General features: G+C 46.8%; 15 protein-coding genes. 3 read left to right on the forward strand and 12 right to left on the reverse strand.

The window, feature by feature from the left end; genetic code table 11:
- Positions 1-13: 13 nt before the first annotated feature.
- From thiK to hinT, 5 genes are all read right to left on the reverse strand, one after another.
- Positions 14-895, reverse strand: a complete 882-nt coding sequence (gene thiK / locus ACLIIY_RS10090) for a thiamine kinase (RefSeq protein WP_122067897.1) — start codon at positions 893-895, stop codon at positions 14-16.
- Between the two features lie 42 nt (positions 896-937).
- Entirely contained in the window at positions 938-1,528 is a 591-nt protein-coding gene (lpoB, locus tag ACLIIY_RS10095; RefSeq protein ID WP_005431666.1) for a penicillin-binding protein activator LpoB, read from the reverse strand.
- Between the two features lie 87 nt (positions 1,529-1,615).
- Positions 1,616-2,008, reverse strand: a complete 393-nt coding sequence (locus tag ACLIIY_RS10100) for a YcfL family protein (protein WP_005437509.1) — start codon at positions 2,006-2,008, stop codon at positions 1,616-1,618.
- A complete protein-coding gene (locus ACLIIY_RS10105) occupies positions 2,008-3,402 on the reverse strand; it encodes a COG3014 family protein (RefSeq protein WP_020195037.1) in 1,395 nt (464 codons plus the stop codon). The genes ACLIIY_RS10100 and ACLIIY_RS10105 overlap by 1 nt, the downstream gene beginning before the upstream one ends.
- Positions 3,403-3,474: 72 nt before the next feature.
- Positions 3,475-3,825, reverse strand: coding sequence for a purine nucleoside phosphoramidase (gene hinT, locus ACLIIY_RS10110; protein WP_005437511.1), 351 nt, complete (start codon positions 3,823-3,825; stop codon positions 3,475-3,477).
- Positions 3,826-4,060: 235 nt separating this feature from the next.
- Between hinT and ACLIIY_RS10115 the strand changes: the two genes are divergently transcribed.
- Entirely contained in the window at positions 4,061-6,052 is a 1,992-nt protein-coding gene (locus ACLIIY_RS10115) for a methyl-accepting chemotaxis protein (RefSeq protein ID WP_434527552.1), read from the forward strand.
- A gap of 165 nt (positions 6,053-6,217) precedes the next feature.
- Positions 6,218-7,378, forward strand: a complete 1,161-nt coding sequence (locus ACLIIY_RS10120) for a DUF1887 family protein (RefSeq protein ID WP_005437515.1) — start codon at positions 6,218-6,220, stop codon at positions 7,376-7,378.
- 159 nt (positions 7,379-7,537) lie between these two features.
- On the opposite strand, the gene udp is transcribed toward ACLIIY_RS10120, so the two are convergent.
- The 5 genes from udp to ACLIIY_RS10145 form a co-directional block, all read right to left on the reverse strand.
- Complete coding sequence (udp, locus tag ACLIIY_RS10125) at positions 7,538-8,296, reverse strand: uridine phosphorylase (RefSeq protein ID WP_005437517.1); 759 nt, start codon at positions 8,294-8,296, stop codon at positions 7,538-7,540.
- Positions 8,297-8,610: 314 nt separating this feature from the next.
- A complete protein-coding gene (locus tag ACLIIY_RS10130; RefSeq protein WP_434527553.1) occupies positions 8,611-10,917 on the reverse strand; it encodes a zinc/cadmium/mercury/lead-transporting ATPase in 2,307 nt (768 codons plus the stop codon).
- A gap of 100 nt (positions 10,918-11,017) precedes the next feature.
- On the reverse strand, positions 11,018-12,469 hold the full coding sequence (locus tag ACLIIY_RS10135) for an MATE family efflux transporter (RefSeq protein ID WP_258492077.1): 1,452 nt from the start codon (positions 12,467-12,469) through the stop codon (positions 11,018-11,020).
- A gap of 63 nt (positions 12,470-12,532) precedes the next feature.
- Positions 12,533-12,952 (reverse strand): CBS domain-containing protein, encoded by a 420-nt coding sequence (locus tag ACLIIY_RS10140; protein WP_005437523.1) that lies wholly within the window; start codon positions 12,950-12,952, stop codon positions 12,533-12,535.
- 346 nt (positions 12,953-13,298) lie between these two features.
- Positions 13,299-14,918, reverse strand: a complete 1,620-nt coding sequence (locus ACLIIY_RS10145) for an NAD(P)/FAD-dependent oxidoreductase (protein WP_009707141.1) — start codon at positions 14,916-14,918, stop codon at positions 13,299-13,301.
- A gap of 232 nt (positions 14,919-15,150) precedes the next feature.
- Here ACLIIY_RS10145 and fdxA point away from each other — a divergent pair, with 232 nt between their 5' ends.
- Positions 15,151-15,474 (forward strand): ferredoxin FdxA, encoded by a 324-nt coding sequence (fdxA, locus tag ACLIIY_RS10150; RefSeq protein WP_005431654.1) that lies wholly within the window; start codon positions 15,151-15,153, stop codon positions 15,472-15,474.
- A gap of 90 nt (positions 15,475-15,564) precedes the next feature.
- On the opposite strand, the gene ACLIIY_RS10155 is transcribed toward fdxA, so the two are convergent.
- Together ACLIIY_RS10155 and ACLIIY_RS10160 are read right to left on the reverse strand one after the other, a co-directional pair.
- Positions 15,565-16,299 (reverse strand): RNA methyltransferase, encoded by a 735-nt coding sequence (locus ACLIIY_RS10155; RefSeq protein WP_171373643.1) that lies wholly within the window; start codon positions 16,297-16,299, stop codon positions 15,565-15,567.
- Positions 16,300-16,482: 183 nt separating this feature from the next.
- The gene (locus ACLIIY_RS10160; RefSeq protein ID WP_434527554.1) at positions 16,483-19,236 is read right to left on the reverse strand and encodes a cation-translocating P-type ATPase; all 2,754 of its coding nucleotides are present in this window, start codon (positions 19,234-19,236) and stop codon (positions 16,483-16,485) included.
- Positions 19,237-19,240: the final 4 nt, after the last annotated feature.

Here is a 19,240-nt window from a genome sequence, read left to right on the forward strand (position 1 = left end):
AAAGAGGAAAAAGTCATGAGTTATCAAAACAGTGATCTTCCATACATAATAAGTCTTTAAACTCACGAGCACTGTCTAAGTATTGTTCATCATCCCACAATTTGTAGGCCAATAAATACCAAAGCATCGCCATCATTCGAGTTCTTGGCATCCACGCTCGCACGCCTTCCAACCATAAAGCGACGTCTTCAATACCACGAATCTGGCAATATTGTTCTACACCCAGTTCAATAGGCACATCGGCGAGTTGCAGAATCAGCGTCAAGTCGAGCCTTGGGTCCGCTAAGCCAGCGTACTCCCAATCGATCACTTTCACGCCCTCCTCGCCACGAACTAAGTTGTAACACCCAAGATCAAAATGACACAGCGCTGCAGGGACTTGCGCCACGCTTGGCTCAGAACGCCACTTTTGATAAAGCGCTTCGTACTCAGTGCCGACATACTGACCAGCCAGTTCCAACCAATAATGATCGATGCGCGAAAGATACGAGAACGGAACTAAAGGAACCGCCGTTGCAGGATATTCATGAACCCTAGCAGCAATCGGCAATAGCTCTTCAATATCAATACCTGGCTTCGTCAGCGTTTCACCCGGCACCCACTCCACTAACAAACCTTGCTCATGTACAAAGACGGGCTTTGGACCTAGGTTGAGAGGGGCAATCGCGTTGAGCACTTGATATTCGTTGTGACGAGAAATAGCAAAGGCCTTGCACACGTTACTGGTTGGTCGCCAGACGTAAGCAAGACCTTCTGAGGATTCCAACCGCCAGCAGCGATTGGTAAGCCCGCCAGTGACGGTTTGAACCTTCACCGGCGGTGATGCAAAGAAGCCATCAAGCGCATTTAAACTCGGGTCTAATTGTTTCGCTTGTTGCCAAGAAAACCACGCCATGAATGTCTTCTCCACTTAGGTCATAAGACCAAACTGAATCAATTAAAGACCAAATAGGCTCTTAGATTGTTCTTTACGGATTTCCGTTTCATCCGCCCATTCGATCAGACCCGTTTCTAGGTCCATTAGGCGCATAGTCATCTTGTAGTAAACGTCTTTGTCACTACCTGCGTTTTTCACGATGCTAGAAAGGTTACCGTAAAGCATGTATTGCGCACCGACCATTTTACCGAATTGGATTGCCGTGCTTTGGTTTACTAGCTCATCAGTGTTTTGGAAGTTAAGTTGCTCACGAACAGACTCAACACGATCCATGTCTACGAAACGGAACTTACCAGAGTTCAGCATCTTAGTAGAAATAGTGTCAGTGATAGACTCCGTATCGATGTGTTCGCTTGTCTTGTTCTTGATGCGCTCAACAAACACGATAGGACGTTGGTCACGAGTAATTGCTGCCACTGAACCTGACATCATCATGCTGTCTACCATTTCGCCAGCAATTTTTTGTAGATCCGTCGAGCCAAAGTCGATCGTTGTGGTTTCTGTCGCTTGCGCATCACCGTAAGAGACTTTGTTTGAACAACCACCCAGAATGACGGCAAGACCTAAAAGAGCAATAATACTTTTTTTCATGAGAGTTCCTTAGTTTGTGTTTCATCCCAAGGCGTCTCCACCTTGGCAAAGCAGCATAGCCGCCGAAATTGTGTTACTCGAAACGAGTTAGTTATCTTGTGCTTCGCGAATTTGTACGCGGAATTGAGTCCCGTTAGGGTTCACCGTCACTTCAGACAAAGTCACTTGTTCAAATCCACGCACGATCATTTTGCGCCATGGACCCGGTTTGGTATTCACCTCAAGACCAGTATTGTCGTACCAGTAAAAGCGGTAAAGGATCTCTTGGTCACCCTTATAGTTACTGCTCAACTGCACAACGCCACGCGGACGGTCATCCACATAAGTCGTGGTAATGTTGTCTACCAACAGGCGACTACCCATGACGTTATCGTGGAAGAAAACCTTTTGGGTTTGGCCATCGATTCGGATACCAGCGGTGTTGTCAGCACAACCCGCTAAACCAATGATCACTGCCAAGCCAATAAGCCATGCTCTCATTACAACCTCCCTAGTTGTTTATGCCAAACTGTGGAATGCGATCCCTGACGAGATACCCAAACCAACGTTGTTTGCTGTGCTGGCACTTCGAATTGATACACCTGATCGCCAACGTTTAAGCTTTGCTGCCCCGGTTTCACGACTTTCGAAGCCGTTTTCACCGTACCTGGTAGCGTCTGCCAACTTCTGGTATCAGGTTGTTCGGTTAATGTATTCCACACATTGAAAAGAATGTTGCCGACATCATCGCCTTTTGCCGCTTCTTTTCGGATTCTGTCTTTTGCCCAAACACGAATCGCTTGGCGAATCACAATCGTAGTCAAACGTTCGTGCAAATCGTTTTGCGCCATCGCGTTCACATCGGCCAATGTGCTTGAAGGTAGCTTGTTGCCATTTAGCGCAACATCTCCAAAACGCTGTGTTCCACGTTTCGGGTAGTAAGGCAGCGCAAGCGAATAAATCGCACCGTCGCCTCGGCTATCATAAATCGGCAAGTCAATGCGCCAACCTTGCAGCGCTTCCACCACGCCTTGTTCGTCTATCACGATCACGCGACCTTGTGACTTACTCAGTCCTGAAGGCGCTTTGCCGTAACGTTTTTCAAGCATACGAAGATCTTGACGCATACCGAGCTTTTTCGCGGCATACATTGTACTTTCAATCACTTGCTTATTATCTGGCATCACAGCGAGCGCGCGACGATAGTCTACGTACGCACTGTTCAAATCTCGTGACGCTTCATAAAGCAAACCAGAAAGGTAGAACAAGTAGCCGTTTTGCACTGAGCTAAGCTTCTTGCCTGCGTCTGGGTAGTTGGCTAACACGCTACCTAGGTTCGCTGACATACCTTGCTTCTTAAGATCCTTCTCTGCCTGCTTTAGTTCCTTTTCACGTGCTTTCTTTGCCGCTTCTTGCACTTGGTTTGCACGACGCATTTCAACCAATGCACCTTCAAGGTCATTCTTTTGTAGATAGTTCAGACCGAGGTACAAATGCAAAAAGCCGAGTTCATAGTCGGCAGGTTGGTATTCGTTTAGGTTGTCGTTAACGGCAAGAGACCCAACACTGGTCGCCGTTTCCGTTACAGAAATGGTTGCGCGATCTTGTTGTTTACGCACTGCACGATCGCTGTCTTCAAGTGAACTCAGGCTTTTTGGGTAATCTTGGGCAAGAAACGAGATTCGACCTTGCTCAAAGTTGCCAAGTATATCGCCACCAACATCACTCGATTGCAGTTGCTCAGCTTTGGCATATTCACCCGCAACCACTGCCTGATAGACTTGTTTATTTTGGTCGCTGTAATGACTGAAGAGGTTGCCAGCGGACAAGTTTGCACATCCTGTAGCAAGCAGGACCCAGCTCATTAATCCGAATAGCTTCACACCATGTTTCACATTTATCTCCACAAATGTGTTGTTCGTCAGGAATAAAGAAGTGGATGAATCACTTCACCCACTTCTAATAGATTAGCTCAATACCATAGGACCTAAAGGACGACCGCCCACTAGGTGCATATGAATATGATAGACTTCCTGACCGCCATGTGAGTTACAGTTTACGATCAAACGGTAACCGTCTTCTGCAATGCCTTCTTCTTTAGCAAGCTTCTTCGCTACCGTGAACATACGTCCCATCATCGCTTCGTCTTCCGCTTCCACGTCATTTACTGTCGGGATCAGCTTATTTGGAATGATAAGGATATGGCTTGGCGCACGCGGATTGATGTCACGAAATGCCGTTACTAAGTCATCTTGGTAAAGGACATCTGCTGGGATTTCTTTGCGAATAATTTTGCTAAAGATGGTTTCTTCCGCCATGGGTACTCCATTTTATAAGGTGTGTAACCTATTTAGTATGCGCTAAGCCAAAAGCGAGCTCAATAAAAAACAGTGTTCACTTAACATTATCAATATAAGTCGTGACGTTGAAGCTTTTTTTGTCGTGTGCGTCATAAAACGTGCGTCGCAAACTCAATACAATCCAGTGAATTTTGTTACTTTTTTAAGACAATTCTTATTTATATTGTCTATTTTTGGGAGAGGAAGCTCACTTATGCGAGGTTCAGTTATTAAACGGATGTATGCAGGCTTCGCACTGATCATCGTCCTGTTTGCTGTCACGATTGCCATTATGATGGGGGGCATGAATGATATTCACGGTAAGTTTGAGACGGTATCCAAGTCTTCATTACCACTTGTTTCATTATCTAACCAAACCAGTGTTGAACTGCTTTCTGCAGACAAATCTTTTAAAGACTTCCTGACCACAGAGAATAAACAACGCATGGACGAGATGCGTCAGGAATTTGCCAAATCTCAACAAACCTTTGAAGCGACATTGAGCCAACTTGAAGTCGCGAGCCAAATCTACCCTTCTCTTGCCGAACCTTTTTCTCAGCTTAAAGAACTTGAGCAGAGCTATTTTACTGAAGCAAAAGAAGCCATGGATAACTACGAAGCCATGTTCGCTGCACTAGAAGAAGTGCAAAAGTCTTCTCGTCGCTTCCAACAACTTAACACTGAGCTTTCTGTTGGCCTGAAAGAATACGTGGCGGACCAAAGCAGTATCTCTGTAAAAGTGATGGCAAAGAGCTACTTCATCAAATTGAAAGATGCTGAAGTCATTACGTCCGATGCCTTAGCAAGCTCGAACCCTGAGTTTGTAACTGAAGCGGTAGCGAAAAACCGCAAGGCCGTCACACACCTAAACTACGCATTCCGTGGTTTGGTAACTCAACTTCCTGAACTTCAAAAAGCTTTTGGTGAATCGGTAGAGCAATTCACACGTGACGTCGGTATGCGTGGCGGTGTGTTAGACCAACACAACAACTACCTTTCGGCTCGTGCGGCGCTTTACAACAACATTGCGAACCTTGCCACCAAAGTTGACTCAAGCATGTCGATTCTTGAGCAATTCACAACAACCGCAACAGACAAGCTCAACGAATCTTTAGCTGATGCAGGAGACATTTACTCAGCAGGCGTGACGAAAGCGATTGTGATTGCAGTGATTGTCGTTCTGTTTGCAACCGCCATCGGTTACCACATCGCACAAAGTGTCCGTGAACCACTAACACGCATCTTGAAAGTGCTAGAAAGCCTGACAGAAGGCGACATGACACAGCGTATTGAAAATCGTCACAACAACGAATTTAGCCGCGTAAGTGGACATATCAATACCCTTGCGGACAGTTTGCACAACATTCTTGTGAAGCTTAATGACGCTTCAGAAAACCTTGCCTCGACCGCTTCAACGAATGAGCAAACCTCTTCTCAAGCGCAAGGTCAATTGAACTCACAGCGTGAGCAAACCGCAAATGTGGCGACAGCGATGACAGAGATGTCTCACTCGGTTCAAGAAGTCGCACAAAGTGCACAAGGCTCACTAGAAATGGTTCAGCGTGTAGAAACGGCTTCTGACCAAGGTCGCAACGTTATGAACAGTAATATCTCGACCATTAACCAGTTAGAAACGCGTTTGAATGAATCTGTGTCTGCGGTTTCTGAGCTACAGAGAATGAGCGGCCAAATCGGTTCGATTCTAGACGTGATTCGTAACATCGCTGAACAAACTAACTTGTTGGCACTCAACGCTGCCATTGAAGCCGCTCGTGCGGGTGAACAAGGTCGTGGCTTTGCGGTTGTTGCGGATGAAGTTCGCGTGCTGGCTTCCAAGACCACACAATCGACAACTGAGATTGAAGCAATGATCAGTAACCTTCAATCGAGTTCGCAGTCTGCTAGCCAAGTTATTCAGAGCTGTATGAGTGATATGGAAATGTCCGTTGAGCAAGCTTCAAAAGCGAATAGCTCGATGGAAGAAATCCAAGCGCTTATTATCGAAATCAGCCAGATGAGTACCCACATATCTCAAGCGGCAGCAGAGCAGAGCGAGACTTCAGCGGATATTGCGCGCAGCATTGAAGACATCAATAGCATTGCCGATCAAAGCTACCATGCGATGTCGAGCATTGCTCAAACTAGTGAATCTTTGACGCAATTGGCGCATCAGCAAAACGAACTGGTTCATCGATTTAAGCTATAAAATCCGCGGCCAAATTTAACGGATTTATTGCAACCAACTGTATAAGGGTGACTTTTTATTGAAGTCGCCCTTGTTTTTTATGAGCTGTGTCTACATATGGTTTATATGGCTTGCTCATCCCTTTTCTTTTCTCTTTTCGAGCAAGCCAAATAAGAAGGAAAACCTATGGCTGTTCATGTTGGTATTATCGACCAAGATCCAGTGAGATTAGTCACTCCTCTTTTGGATAATCGCACTGTAAGTACACATATCGTCTTCATCGGCGACAAGAGCCAATCCGATATGTACGAGCGACTGAGCGCAGTATTAGAGCAGCGAGAAATTACGTCTGAATTCTTTGAAATTCCTTCTGCAGTAAACACTTCTCTGATCAAACAATCTGTCCACAAATTGGCAAAAGACCTCCACGACCGAGGTGAAGAAGTTAAACTCAATGCAAGTTGTGGCCTACGTCACCGCCTGCTTTCCGTGTACGAAGTCTTCCGTACTTACCGTTGGCCTATCTTCGTAGTAGAACCAAACAGTGACAAACTGTGCTGGCTTTACCCAGATGGCAAAGAAGATACACAAGTAGAAGACCACATTACCATCTCTGATTACCTCACTATTTTCGGCGCACGCGGTGAATTCCACCACGTAGACCTTCCTCCTCAACTTGACCAAAAGCTTTACGAACTGGGTGAACGCTGGGCATCTAACGCACTTGAGCTTGGCCCTGGCCTTGCGACGCTAAACTACCTTGCTACCACTTGTCGTAAAGAGCAGAAACTGGATGTTGAGCTTTCTGAGAAACAACAAGGCTACCGCGAACTGAACATGCTGCTGACCGATTTGGTCGAGGCACAAATCGCGACATACGAAAATGGCGTGCTGACGTTTGCGGATGAAGACGCTCGTCGTTTCTCTAACGGTGAATGGTTAGAAACGCTAGTACACAGCACTGTGAAACAGATTCAAGACACCATGCCGACGATCCAAGACCGTTCATTGAACGTGCAGGTTTATCGCAAACTCGGTGAAAGCGAAGTTCGCAATGAACTTGATGTCGCAACTGTGGTGAACAACAAACTTCACATCATCGAATGTAAGACCAAAGGCATGCGCGATGATGGCGATGACACCTTGTACAAGCTTGAATCTTTGCGTGATCTGTTAGGTGGTCTACAAGCTCGTGCCATGCTGGTCAGCTTCCGTCCGCTGCGTCATAACGACATCACTCGTGCTGAAGACTTAGGGTTAGCACTTATCGGCCCAGACGAGCTGAAAGATCTCAAAACTCACCTAAGTGCTTGGTTTGAAGCCGCAGGTGGTTCTGACGAAATCTAATCGTCGATATCGATCAAAAATCAAAAAAAGCAGCCTCGAGCTGCTTTTTTATTGCGTCAGATTTGTTGTTTGAATACTCAGACAAAATGCCAGATAGAAAAAACCAGAGGCGAACCTCTGGTTTTTCCCGTTTGTTTAAATGCCAACTAAATATTGTGCTTAAAGCATCTTACGCGCTGCTTCTACTACAACTTTAATTGAGCGAGCTTCCGTTTCTTTCAGCGTTGAATGATCTGGAATCTCTTTTTGTGTACGGTTGATGATTACACCCGCCACACAACCTGCTTTCAGGCCAGAGCTTGCACACATGGTTAGCAGTGTTGCTGACTCCATTTCGAAGTTCAGAACACCCATGTCTTGCCACTCTTGCATAGAACCTTGGAAACGCTTAACAACACGACCAGAGAATGTGTCGTAACGCTCTTGACCTGGGTAGAAAGTGTCACTTGAAGCAGTCACACCCATATGAACAGTTGCACCAGACTCTTCAACAGCTGCTTTCATTGCTGTTGCGATTTCGAAGTCTGCTACTGCTGGGAACTCCATCGGAGCAAAGTGTAGGCTCGCGCCGTCTAGACGAACAGAACCTGTAGTAACGATCATGTCACCTACGTTTACGTGTGGCTGGATTGCACCAGTCGTACCAACACGTAGGAAAGTGCGAACGCCAAGCTGCGCTAGTTCTTCTACTGCGATAGACGTAGATGGACCGCCGATACCTGTAGAACAAACCACAACAGGTTTACCGTCTAGCTCTGCACGGTATAGCGTGTATTCACGGTGACTTGCTAGAAATACTGGGTTTTCCATTTCTTCTGCGATTTTTTGTACGCGCGCTGGATCGCCTGGAATGATTGCTAGAGTAGCACCATTAAGATCCGCTTCAGTAACACCTAAATGGAATACAGCTTGAGACATAAGTCGCTCCTTGTTGTGGCTTATTTTGTAAACAATAAGCTCATTAATAAGTTGTTGGGTACAGATGCACTGTAGCGAACCTTTTACCAACATTGAGTGATCACAGTCACAATGAAACAATGTAATAAATCTACACTTTCAAATAAAAACGGTTTAGATCACACTTTAATAGCCAAAAGATCATTTCGTTGCATACCAATGAGTGATTTGCCAAACGAATTATTCAGCATAGTGATTACCGTTTTATGGACACAAAAAAAACCCAAGACAGGATTGCCTCAGGCTTCTTATTCATCGCTCAGCTGTTAACTGATTCATTTCACTTGTTTTGATTCAAAGCGAAGCAGACGCAGAGCATTCAGTGTGACTAGTGCCGTTGCACCACTGTCGGCAAGTACCGCAACCCACAAGCCGGTAATGCCCAGTAAGCTCGTTACCAAGAACACACCTTTTAGACCCAGTGCAAGCGCCACGTTCTGACGGATGTTATTCAGCGTCGCACGTGATAGCTCGATCATACCTGCTAGCTCGATCAAACGGTTGTGAGTCAGTGCAGCATCAGCCGTTTCAAGAGCAACGTCAGTACCACCGCCCATCGCAATACCAATGCTTGAAGCTTTCATTGCTGGCGCATCATTAATGCCATCACCCACCATCGCGACAGTGTGCTGCGCAGAAATCTCTTCCACGTAGTGCACTTTGTCTGCTGGCAGCAAACTTGCTTTGTAATCAAGGCCAATTTGGTTCGCAATTGCTTCGGCACTGCGAGGGTTATCGCCAGTTAACATCACTGATGAAATACCCAGCTTTTTCAGTGCAGCAACCGCTTGTTGAGCGTCTTGGCGAAGTGTGTCTTGCCAAGCAATCAAACCAATCACTTGTTCATCGTGACGAGCGATAACCACCGTCTTACCTTGGTCTTCCAACGCCACGACTTGCTGTTCAATGTCAGACGAGATGGCAAAATCGGCTTTCGATGGCGCAATCACTTGAACCAATTTGCCTTCAACAAGACCTGTCACACCAGAACCAACCTGTGCTGTTTTGTCTGCCGCTTCAGGAATGTTGATGCCCTGCTCTTGCGCTTTGTTCACCAAAGAAATTGCTAGCGGGTGGCTTGAGCCAATCTCAATCGAAGCGGTCAAGCTCAGCAGTTGTTCTTCCGTCACACCAAAAGGTACCACATCAGTTACTTGCGGTTTGCCTTGTGTCAGTGTGCCCGTTTTATCAAATGCTACAGATTCAACACGACCCAGTAGCTCAAGCGCTGCACCACCTTTGATCAGTGCGCCGCGTTTTGCCGCTGCCGCCAAGCCAGAAGTGATCGCCGCTGGTGTAGAGATGACGAGCGCACATGGACATGCGATCAACAGCAATGCTAGACCACGGTACACCCACGTTTCCCAAGGTTGAGCAAACAACAATGGCGGTGTGATGATGACTAATAGAGAGACAAGCATCATCAATGGCGTGTACCAACGGCTGAACTTATCTAGGAAACGTTCAAGTGGTGCTTTGCGTGATTCCGCTTCTTCAATCAAATGTAGGATACGGTCAATCGCGTTCTCACCTTGGCGAGACGTCACTTTCACCTGCACGACTTTGTCGACAACCACGGCACCAGCCATGATTTTACCGCCTTCGTTGTGCTCTACCGGAACAGACTCACCCGTTAATGCACTTTCGTCAAAGCTTGCCGCTTGAGTCATCAGTACGCCATCAGCTGGCATACGACCACCCGGCGCTACTTCAATCACGTTACCCGGCTGTAGTTGTGACGCTGGCACTTCTTGACGTTCGCCATCTACAATCAGAGTGGTATTTTCTGGAACGAGATCCATCAATGCTTGAACGCCGCTACGAGCACGAGATGATGCGTATGCTTCTAACTTTTCACCAATAAGGAAAAGCAATAGCACCATCGCCGCTTCTGCGGTTTCACCTAGGTATAGAGCACCCAGCGCTGCGACACTCATCAGCGTTTCAATCGCGAATGGTGTACCACTACGAGCCAACTTGACCGCTTTCATCGCAACCGGATACAGACCAAGCAAACAGGTCAACGTAAAGAGCCACGTGCTGAAGGTTGGGTGTAAATCAGAGATAAGACCGGCTAACGCCATCGCACCTGCGATAGAAAGGATTTGAACATTGTCTTTCATAACGCCTAACCAACCTTTTTTCTCGGCTTTTGGTTTTGGCGCATCTGTCGAAGTCAGTGGGAAACCGGTTTGTTGAGAAACTTGCTCAATGACAGGCGCAAGTGCACGGTTATCAAAATCCACCACCAGCTTTTCAGTCGCGAACAGGACTTTGGCGTTCGTGACACCTTCAACAGAAGAAATGGCTTTTTCAAGTTTTTGAGCACAGGCAGGACAATCCATGCCTGACACTAACCAGCTATGGCGAATGGAGGATTCAAGGGGTTCGGCAGGGCCTTCATCTTCAAGAGAATCCGAGCTGCAGCTTCCGCCGCTGCAACAAGAATCCTCTGAAGTGATCACGCTTGCTTGCGTAATATTAAGAGCAGGTTTTGCCGGTGCGCAGCAAGAGTCGTTTGCACCTAACGCCACCGCAGAGTTGATTTTGCCTGATTGGCAACCTTGATGTTTCGTACACATAATTCACTTTCCTTATTGGTGATAAGTCTCTATCTACCGCTAAGAATAAACCTTAGAGCTAACTCCAAGGTCAAGCGTATTTATGTGAAATTAGGAAAATTTACGCTTTTTCCTCTTCCAGAGCGGTGGCGACCTCATCAATCAATACCGCATCGTGAGAACAGAAAGGCTGAGTATTAACGCAAGTGATGGCAGGATCATCTTCCACCAAGTCTTCACCAAAGTTCAGCATCAGGTCTTTGATGTGTTTATTCAGCACAACTAACGCCAGTAGACCAAAAACAATCGTACCCACTGCTTGGCCGTAAAGCACACCAAGCGCACCATACCACTGAGAACCGAAGTAAACGAAAGGCAACGTGCCGATGGTCGCTTTGCCCAAATTCAACGCCGTTGAGTACAGCGGTTTACCAAGGTTATTGAAGGACGTGTTGGCGACAAACAAAGTACCATTGAACACAAACGTAATCGCCACATAGGTACAGAAAGCAGCAACAATAATCGCAGCGTCACCCGTTAGGCTGAACATGGCAACAATGTAATCTTGCAGGACGTAAAGAAGAGCACATACGGCGAGAGTATAAATGGTAGTCACCAGTAAAGAATCGGTCAGAGTTCGCTTCACGCGATCCATCCGCTCCGCACCAAAGTTCTGACCAATGATTGGACCGACCGCACCAGACAAAGCAAAAATCACCGCAAAACACACTGGAGTTAAACGCCCTATCACGGCAAAACCTGCCACAAAATCCTCACCAAATTGGGCAATGTGAGTGGTCACAATCGCATTACCAATCGGCGTAGCAGTGTTGGTAATAATGGCGGGCACGGCAATCGCCAAAATCGGTTTAAGGTTAATTTTAACGATATCGAGATTAGGGAATGAAACCAGCTTGTGCACTTTTACTAGTGGGTAAAGGGAGAAAGCCAATACCGTGAAACGCGCAATAACAGACGCCGCCGCTGCTCCTTCTACGTTCCATTTGAAGACGAAGATAAACAGCGGATCAAGAATCGCGTTAACAATACCGCCCGCTAAAGTCGCCCACATAGATCGCTTTGCATCTCCAGCGGCACGCAGTCCTGCACCGGCAGACATACCTAACGCAAGTATCGGTGCACTTGGTAATAGAATATTGAGATAAGCTTCTGCACGCTCGGCAGCGACCCCCTCAGCACCTATGGCTGCGAGTAATTCAGGAATGTGGATGAACATACTAATGGTAATGACCAAGCTGATCATAAAGGCCACCAGCATGATACTGCCACTCATCAACCTTGCTCGTTCAAAATCCTTTGCGCCAATCGCTTTAGAGACCAAAGCCCCCATAGCAATCGAAGTACCGATGGATGCTGAGGTTGAGAAGAAAATCAGCGTTCCAGCAAAACCGACAGCCGCAGCAAGCTCTACCTGCCCTAGCATACTGATGAATAACATATCGAGCAGATCGACGACAAACAGTGCCATCAAACCGACAGAGCCTGCGCCAGACATCACTAAGATGTGGCGCATGGTAGAACCTTGGACAAACTTCGCGTCTTGCGTGGACATATTCTTCCTCAACGACAAAAAGACGCCGAGGCGTCTTTCGTCTTAATACTTATTGTTTTGTTCTTAAACGGGATGTTTGAAACATTCGTTCAGTGTTTTGCCGATGGCTCTTAAAACATCGCGTCTTGTGATCACACCAACGAGCTTATCTTTGTCATCCACCACCGGATACATCTTAGGTTTACCGACTTTCATCATGTCAGCCAATTCGATGATCGACATTTCAGGCGATACCGATAGCGCATCTAAATGCATGCACTCTTCTACTGTGTGCGTGTCCTGACAGTGGTAACTGGCCTTAACGAGTTTGTCTAAAAGGTCTTGTTCAGAAAGGAATCCGATGACTTTCTCGTTTTCGTCGATAACAGGCCCACCTAGAGTAACACTTTGCATCACCTTGTCCAAAGCCGCCGTCAACGACATGTTCTTGGTGAAAGTCACTGCCTGTAACGTCATGTAATCTTTAACTTTAAGTGAATGCATTCTTATCTCCTTAGCGGCACGTTTTTGCTGCCTTTAAGATAAGTGTCGTCTAATTTCTTGATTTTACTAAATGGAAATTAGCAATTTTATTTATAGGTGTAGTCTATTGATCTTTATCTGAATTGATACATAACACAAAGCAATGAATACTAAGTTGCATATTTATTTAAAGTTACATCGACCATCTGCTTGGCTGTGAGCAAAGAATATACAAAGCTTGGACGTGATTCGAGTCAGGAGTGAGTCAATATAAGAAGGGCGAAAAGAAATAACTAGCTATGCAGCAGAAACAAAAAAGCCAGCCTTAGATTTAGGCTGGCTTTCGATGTTATATCACGCGATTAAATTATGCGTTTTCCATTGAAGCGACGATGTCACGAGCTACCGCTTCTGCCACCTTAATGCCATCGATACCCGCAGAAAGGATACCACCCGCGTAGCCTGCACCTTCACCCGCAGGGAAGAAACCTTTCAAGTTGATGCTCTGGAAGTCTTTACCACGCTTGATACAAACTGGAGAAGACGTACGCGTCTCAACACCCGTCAGTAGACCATCTTCTGACGCAAAGCCTTTGATCTTACGATCGAATGCTGGGATTGCTTCACGAATAGCTTCGATAGCAAATGCAGGTAGCGCTTTTGACAGGTCAGTCAGTTTGATGCCCGGAGTGAATGATGGTTCAACATCACCTAGTGCACTTGGATCGCGACCTTTCAGGAAGTCACCGATTTTCTGTGCTGGTGCGTCGTAGTTCTCACCACCGAGTGTGTAAGCGCCCGATTCTAGTTCACGTTGGAAACGGATACCCGCTAGAGGATCACCTGGGTAATCAACTTCTGGAGAGATACCCACTACGATTGCACTGTTCGCGTTACGCTCTGCACGAGAGTATTGGCTCATACCGTTAGTCACTACGCGACCTTCTTCAGAAGTAGCCGCAACAACAGTACCACCAGGACACATACAGAAACTGTAGACCGTACGACCATTCTTACAGTGGTGAACCAGTTTGTAGTCTGCGGCGCCAAGAATTGGGTGACCTGCGTTTGGACCAAAACGTGCTTCATCGATCATCGACTGTTTGTGCTCGATACGGAAACCAACAGAAAACGGCTTCGCTTCCATGTAAACGCCGCGGTCGTGCAGCATTTCAAAGGTATCACGAGCACTGTGACCTACCGCTAGAACAACGTGACGAGATTTGATCTCTTCACCGTTTGATAGCGTTACGCCTGTGATTTGACCATCTTCCATATGTAGATCGTCAACACGAGTGCTAAAGCGGATCTCACCACCTAGCTCGATGATTTTCGCGCGCATCTTCTCGATCATGGTAACCAGTTTAAAGGTACCGATGTGCGGCTTACTTACGTATAGAATTTCTTCTGGTGCGCCTGCTGCTACAAACTCAGTGATCACTTTACGACCGTAGAAGTTTGGATCTTTCACTTGGCTGTAAAGCTTACCATCAGAGAAAGTACCCGCGCCGCCCTCACCAAACTGTACGTTCGATTCTGGGTTTAGTGTGCGCTTACGCCAAAAGCCGAACGTGTCTTTAGTACGCTCACGTACTTCTTTACCGCGCTCAACGATGATTGGGTTAAAGCCCATTTGAGCCAAAACCAAGCCCGCAAATAGACCACAAGGACCAAAACCGATCACCACTGGGCGCTCAGTTAGGTTCTCAGGTGCCTTCGCTACAAACTTGTATTCCATATCTGGTGTTTGGCGAACGTGCGGATCTTTTTCGAATTTCGCTAGCAACGCTTCTTCATCACCTTCAACGATGATGTCTAGCGTGTAGATAAGATGAATATTGGTTTTCTTACGAGCATCGTAGCCGCGTCTAAAGACATTAAAAGAGATAACTTTCTCAGCAGCAATGCCAAGCTTTTTAGTAATCGCGTCCAATAGCGCGCCTTCCTCATGATCAAGAGGAAGTTTAATTTCATTAATACGAATCATGTGATGTCTCGTTATGGTAGGTGTCTTAGCCAGAACTGCTAATTTCTCCTCGTGAATATCGGGGGTGAAAAAGCAGTCAGCTCACAATGGCGCGCATTTTACGAGAAATTGATTTGTCTGTCATACTAAATCCAAGTTGCACGGCGGAATTAACGTAGCGAATGTTGAATTTTGCCTTGGGATGAGTATTATCCCCATTCTTCAATTTTGACTAACTTAAGAGCTGATTATCATGGCGTTTGTCGTAACCGATAACTGTATCCAATGTAAATACACTGACTGTGTCGCGGTATGCCCTGCTGATGCCTTCCACGAAGGCCCAAACTTTATGGTAATCAACCCGATTGAGTGCATCGACTGTGGTTTGTGCGTGGACGAATGTGCCGCAGCCGCCATCTTCCAAGAAGACGAGCTTCCAGAAGATCAAGTGATCTACAAAGAGCTCAACGCAGAACTTGCAGAAATCTGGCCGGTACAAACTGAAGTGAAGCCAGCAATGGATGAAGCGGAAAAGTGGAACGGCGTGCCAAACAAGTTGGACATGCTAGAAAAATAAGCGCATTAAAACGAAAAAAGCGTAATGAACCTCAACTTGAAAAAGTCTGGCTCGTTACGCTTTTTTTGTATCTATGATTCGTTGCTGCGATTAGCTGTGTTGACGACGCATGTTATCCAGAATAATACCTGTCGCCATTGCCACGTTTAGAGACTCAGCACCGCCAAACGCTGGAATGGTAATCTTGTCGGTCACAAACTTCGATGCCGCTTCACGCACACCGTGAGATTCGCTGCCCATCAACAAAATACCTTCTGCTGAGAATTCCGTCTTGTGCACACTCTCGCCTTCAAGGAAAGCGCCATACACTGGCAAGTTTGCATCTTCCAAGTAACTTGGTAGATCCACTAGGCTCACTTGCACGCGACCAAAGCTGCCCATGGTTGCACTGATGGTTTTTGGATTGTATGGATCGGCACAATCTGTGCTCGCGATGATGTGCTTGATACCATACCAATCCGCTACGCGAATGATCGTACCTAGGTTGCCCGGATCAGAAACACCATCCAATGCGATCATCAAGCCTTTTGCCTGAGGCACTGTTACGTTTGGAATTTCAACCACAGCAATGGCTGCATTGTTGCTCACCAACGTACTTGCTTTAGTTAGGTCATCTAGTGACGCTTCAATACATTCGAAACTGTTGAGCTCTTGACGATGCTCTTCCAGAAACTCAGCCGTCGCAAAAATCTGCTTTACCGTGAGCGAGCTGTTCGCCAATTCCAGTACGTTCTTTTCACCTTGAACCAGAAATAAGCCGTGCGCTTTACGCTGCTTCTTTTGACCTAAAGCACGCAGCAGTTTTAGTTGGTTTTTTGAAATCATGAAAATATCCCAGATGAAAGTTGGTGAAGTACCAGATGAAAACGGGGGGATTATAGAGTAAACCTTCGCACAGCTAAAGAGATGCCTTGCTTGAGAGAAAAGAAAAGCCCGCCAAGCTATCACTCTCGGCGGGCTTTAGGTATCTGTCGCTTCCCTATGCTGAAAGAATCGACACCACCATTCTTAAACGACTTTGGTTTTCGTCATCTCTTTAATGCCAGACAAAATGAATGTCGGCAGTGAAGACACAAGAATCACACCAAATAGGTGGCCAGCACTTAGTGCCTCTGTGTTAAAGATCAGCTGACCGAGACCAGTATAAATAACACCAAGGGACAGCGTTGCCGAGACCGCTACAGCACCCAACAGGTATTTGTTGGTGAATGGATTCTTGCGGTATAGCGAGTTAAACGTACGCGAGTCAAACAAGTGCCATAGCTGAGCAAAAATCAGCATTGCGAAAGCCATTGTCTGTGCATATTGAGCGCTTTGACCACTGCTCAGTGCCCAGTTGAACGCCAAGTAGCTCATACCGCCCAATGCCAAACCGCGTGTCACAATACGTGTACCCAAATGGTCGCTGAAGAAGCTTTCGTTACGCTTACGCGGCTTACGCTCCATCAGATCTTTCTCTTCAGGTTCTACACCTAATGCCAGCGCTGGCAAGCCGTCAGAAACTAAGTTAATCCATAGAATCATTAGTGGCGTAAGTGGCAGAATCGCTTCTGGTCCCATCATCAAGAAGGCGAACAAGATAACCGATACTTCACCCACGTTTGCCGTCAGTGCTTGGCGAATGAACTTACGCAAGTTATCGAAGATCTGACGACCTTGGCGCACGGCTTTCACGATCGTGCTGAAGTTGTCATCCAGTAGAATCAAATCGCCCGAGTCTTTGGCTACCGATGTACCGGTGATACCCATTGCAACACCGATGTCCGCACGGCGAAGAGCTGGCGCATCGTTCACGCCGTCACCTGTCATCGCTGCCACTTCATTATTATGTTGCTGAGCTTGAACAATGCGCAGCTTGTGTTCTGGCGTTACACGAGCAAAGACGGCAACTTCCGGACAGATTTTGCGTAGCGCTTCATCATCCATTTCATCCAGTTGTGCACCCGTAATGACCAAGTCTTTTTCACTGCGGATAATGCCGATTTCACGTGCAATTGCTGCTGCAGTAAGTGCATGGTCACCTGTGATCATCACCGTGCGAACGCCTGCGTTATAACAGCTTTCTACTGCGTCGCGCACTTCTGGACGCGGTGGGTCCATGATTCCGTACAAACCAAGCACGGTCACATCTTTCTCTAGCTCAGCAGGATCACGCTTGAGATCATCTTCTGTCAGCTCTTTATAACCTACTGCCAAAGTGCGAAGCGCTTGCTCTGCAAAGTCCTGAATTGCCGCTTCGTAGTTCGCAATCACCTCTTCTGCAGGGCTTGCCGCTAACGCTAAGCTGCCTGTCGACATGGTTGGTGCTGTAGGTAGCTCACCACCGTCGACCATAAAGCCAGAGGCATTGCGCAACACAACATCTGGCGCACCTTTAATAGCCAGGAAGTGCTTACCATCTGGTCCTTTGACAATCACTGACGCCATCTTACGTGCAGAATCAAACGGGAACTTCTCAACAATAGAGTAACCGCCTGTCGATAGCATGTCTGATTGCTCCAGACCCGCTTTTGCCGCTGCAACAATCAATGCGCCTTCAGTTGGGTTACCACGCACAGACGAGTTATCGCCATTTTTGATGTATTCCGCATCATTACACAGGGTCGCAACCACTAAGCCTTTCATCATCTCTGGGCTTTGCTTTGCATCAACCGTGTGGCCTAGCGGCTTAAATTCACCCTCAGGGCTAAAGCCTTTGCCTGACACTTCCCAGTAACGACCACTTGCATCGTACGCTTTCATTACCTGCATTTGGTTTTGTGTCAGCGTACCTGTTTTATCTGAACAGATAACCGTGGTTGAACCCAGCGTCTCAATTGCAGAAAGCTGCTTCGCCAATGCGTTGTTCTTCACCATGCGCGTTGAGCCCATGGTCAACACAATTGAGATAACTGTTGGCAGACCTTCTGGAATCGCCGCTACCGATAGAGAAATACCTGTATTGAGGATTTCCAGCCAAGGCATACCATGGTAAAGACCGATACCACAAACCACAGCCACCACACCCAAAGCCGCAACCATTAAGGTTTTTGCGATGGTATCCATACGCTCTTGCATTGGTGTTTTGGTCTCTTCGGTGTTTGCCATCATGTCCGCAATATGGCCAACTTCGGTCTTCATGCCTGTGCTGACAACCACACCTAAGCCTGTACCAGTGGTCACAATCGTGGTCATAAAGCCCATATTACGCTGATCACCAAGGCCGACGGTTTCGTTTTCAATCACCTTAACGATTTTATCAACCGGCTCAGACTCACCAGTAAGCGCGGCTTCATCTACCGCAAGACGGTTCGCTTCAATGATACGCACGTCCGCAGCAAGGATATCGCCCGTATTAATCTTTAGAATATCACCCGGCACAATGTCACGTGCTAACACATCAACCCATTCACCATTGCGACGAACTTGTGCCGTTGGGGCAGCCATTTCGCGCAGCGCTTCCATGCCCTTCTGAGCTTTAAACTCTTGCCAAAATGCGATGATGGCATTGATGAAGATGATCACAGTGATGGCAATCGCATCCACAAGGTGACCAGTAAAGAAGGAAACAATCGCACCAATACCCAGAATGAAGATCAATGGGTTCTTAAATTGGTGTAGGAATAGCTCAAGGGCAGATTTGCCTTCTTGCTCTTGTAGCTCGTTTTTGCCGTGTTCAGCCTGACGCTGCTCTACTTCTTCCGAAGTCAAACCTTGCTCAGTTGATACATTAAATTGAGTCAGTGTTTCTTCAACCGACTCAGTAAACCACTTTTTAGTCATGGGG

The organism is Vibrio sp. K4, from assembly GCF_051122595.1.
GTDB lineage: Bacteria > Pseudomonadota > Gammaproteobacteria > Enterobacterales > Vibrionaceae > Vibrio > Vibrio owensii.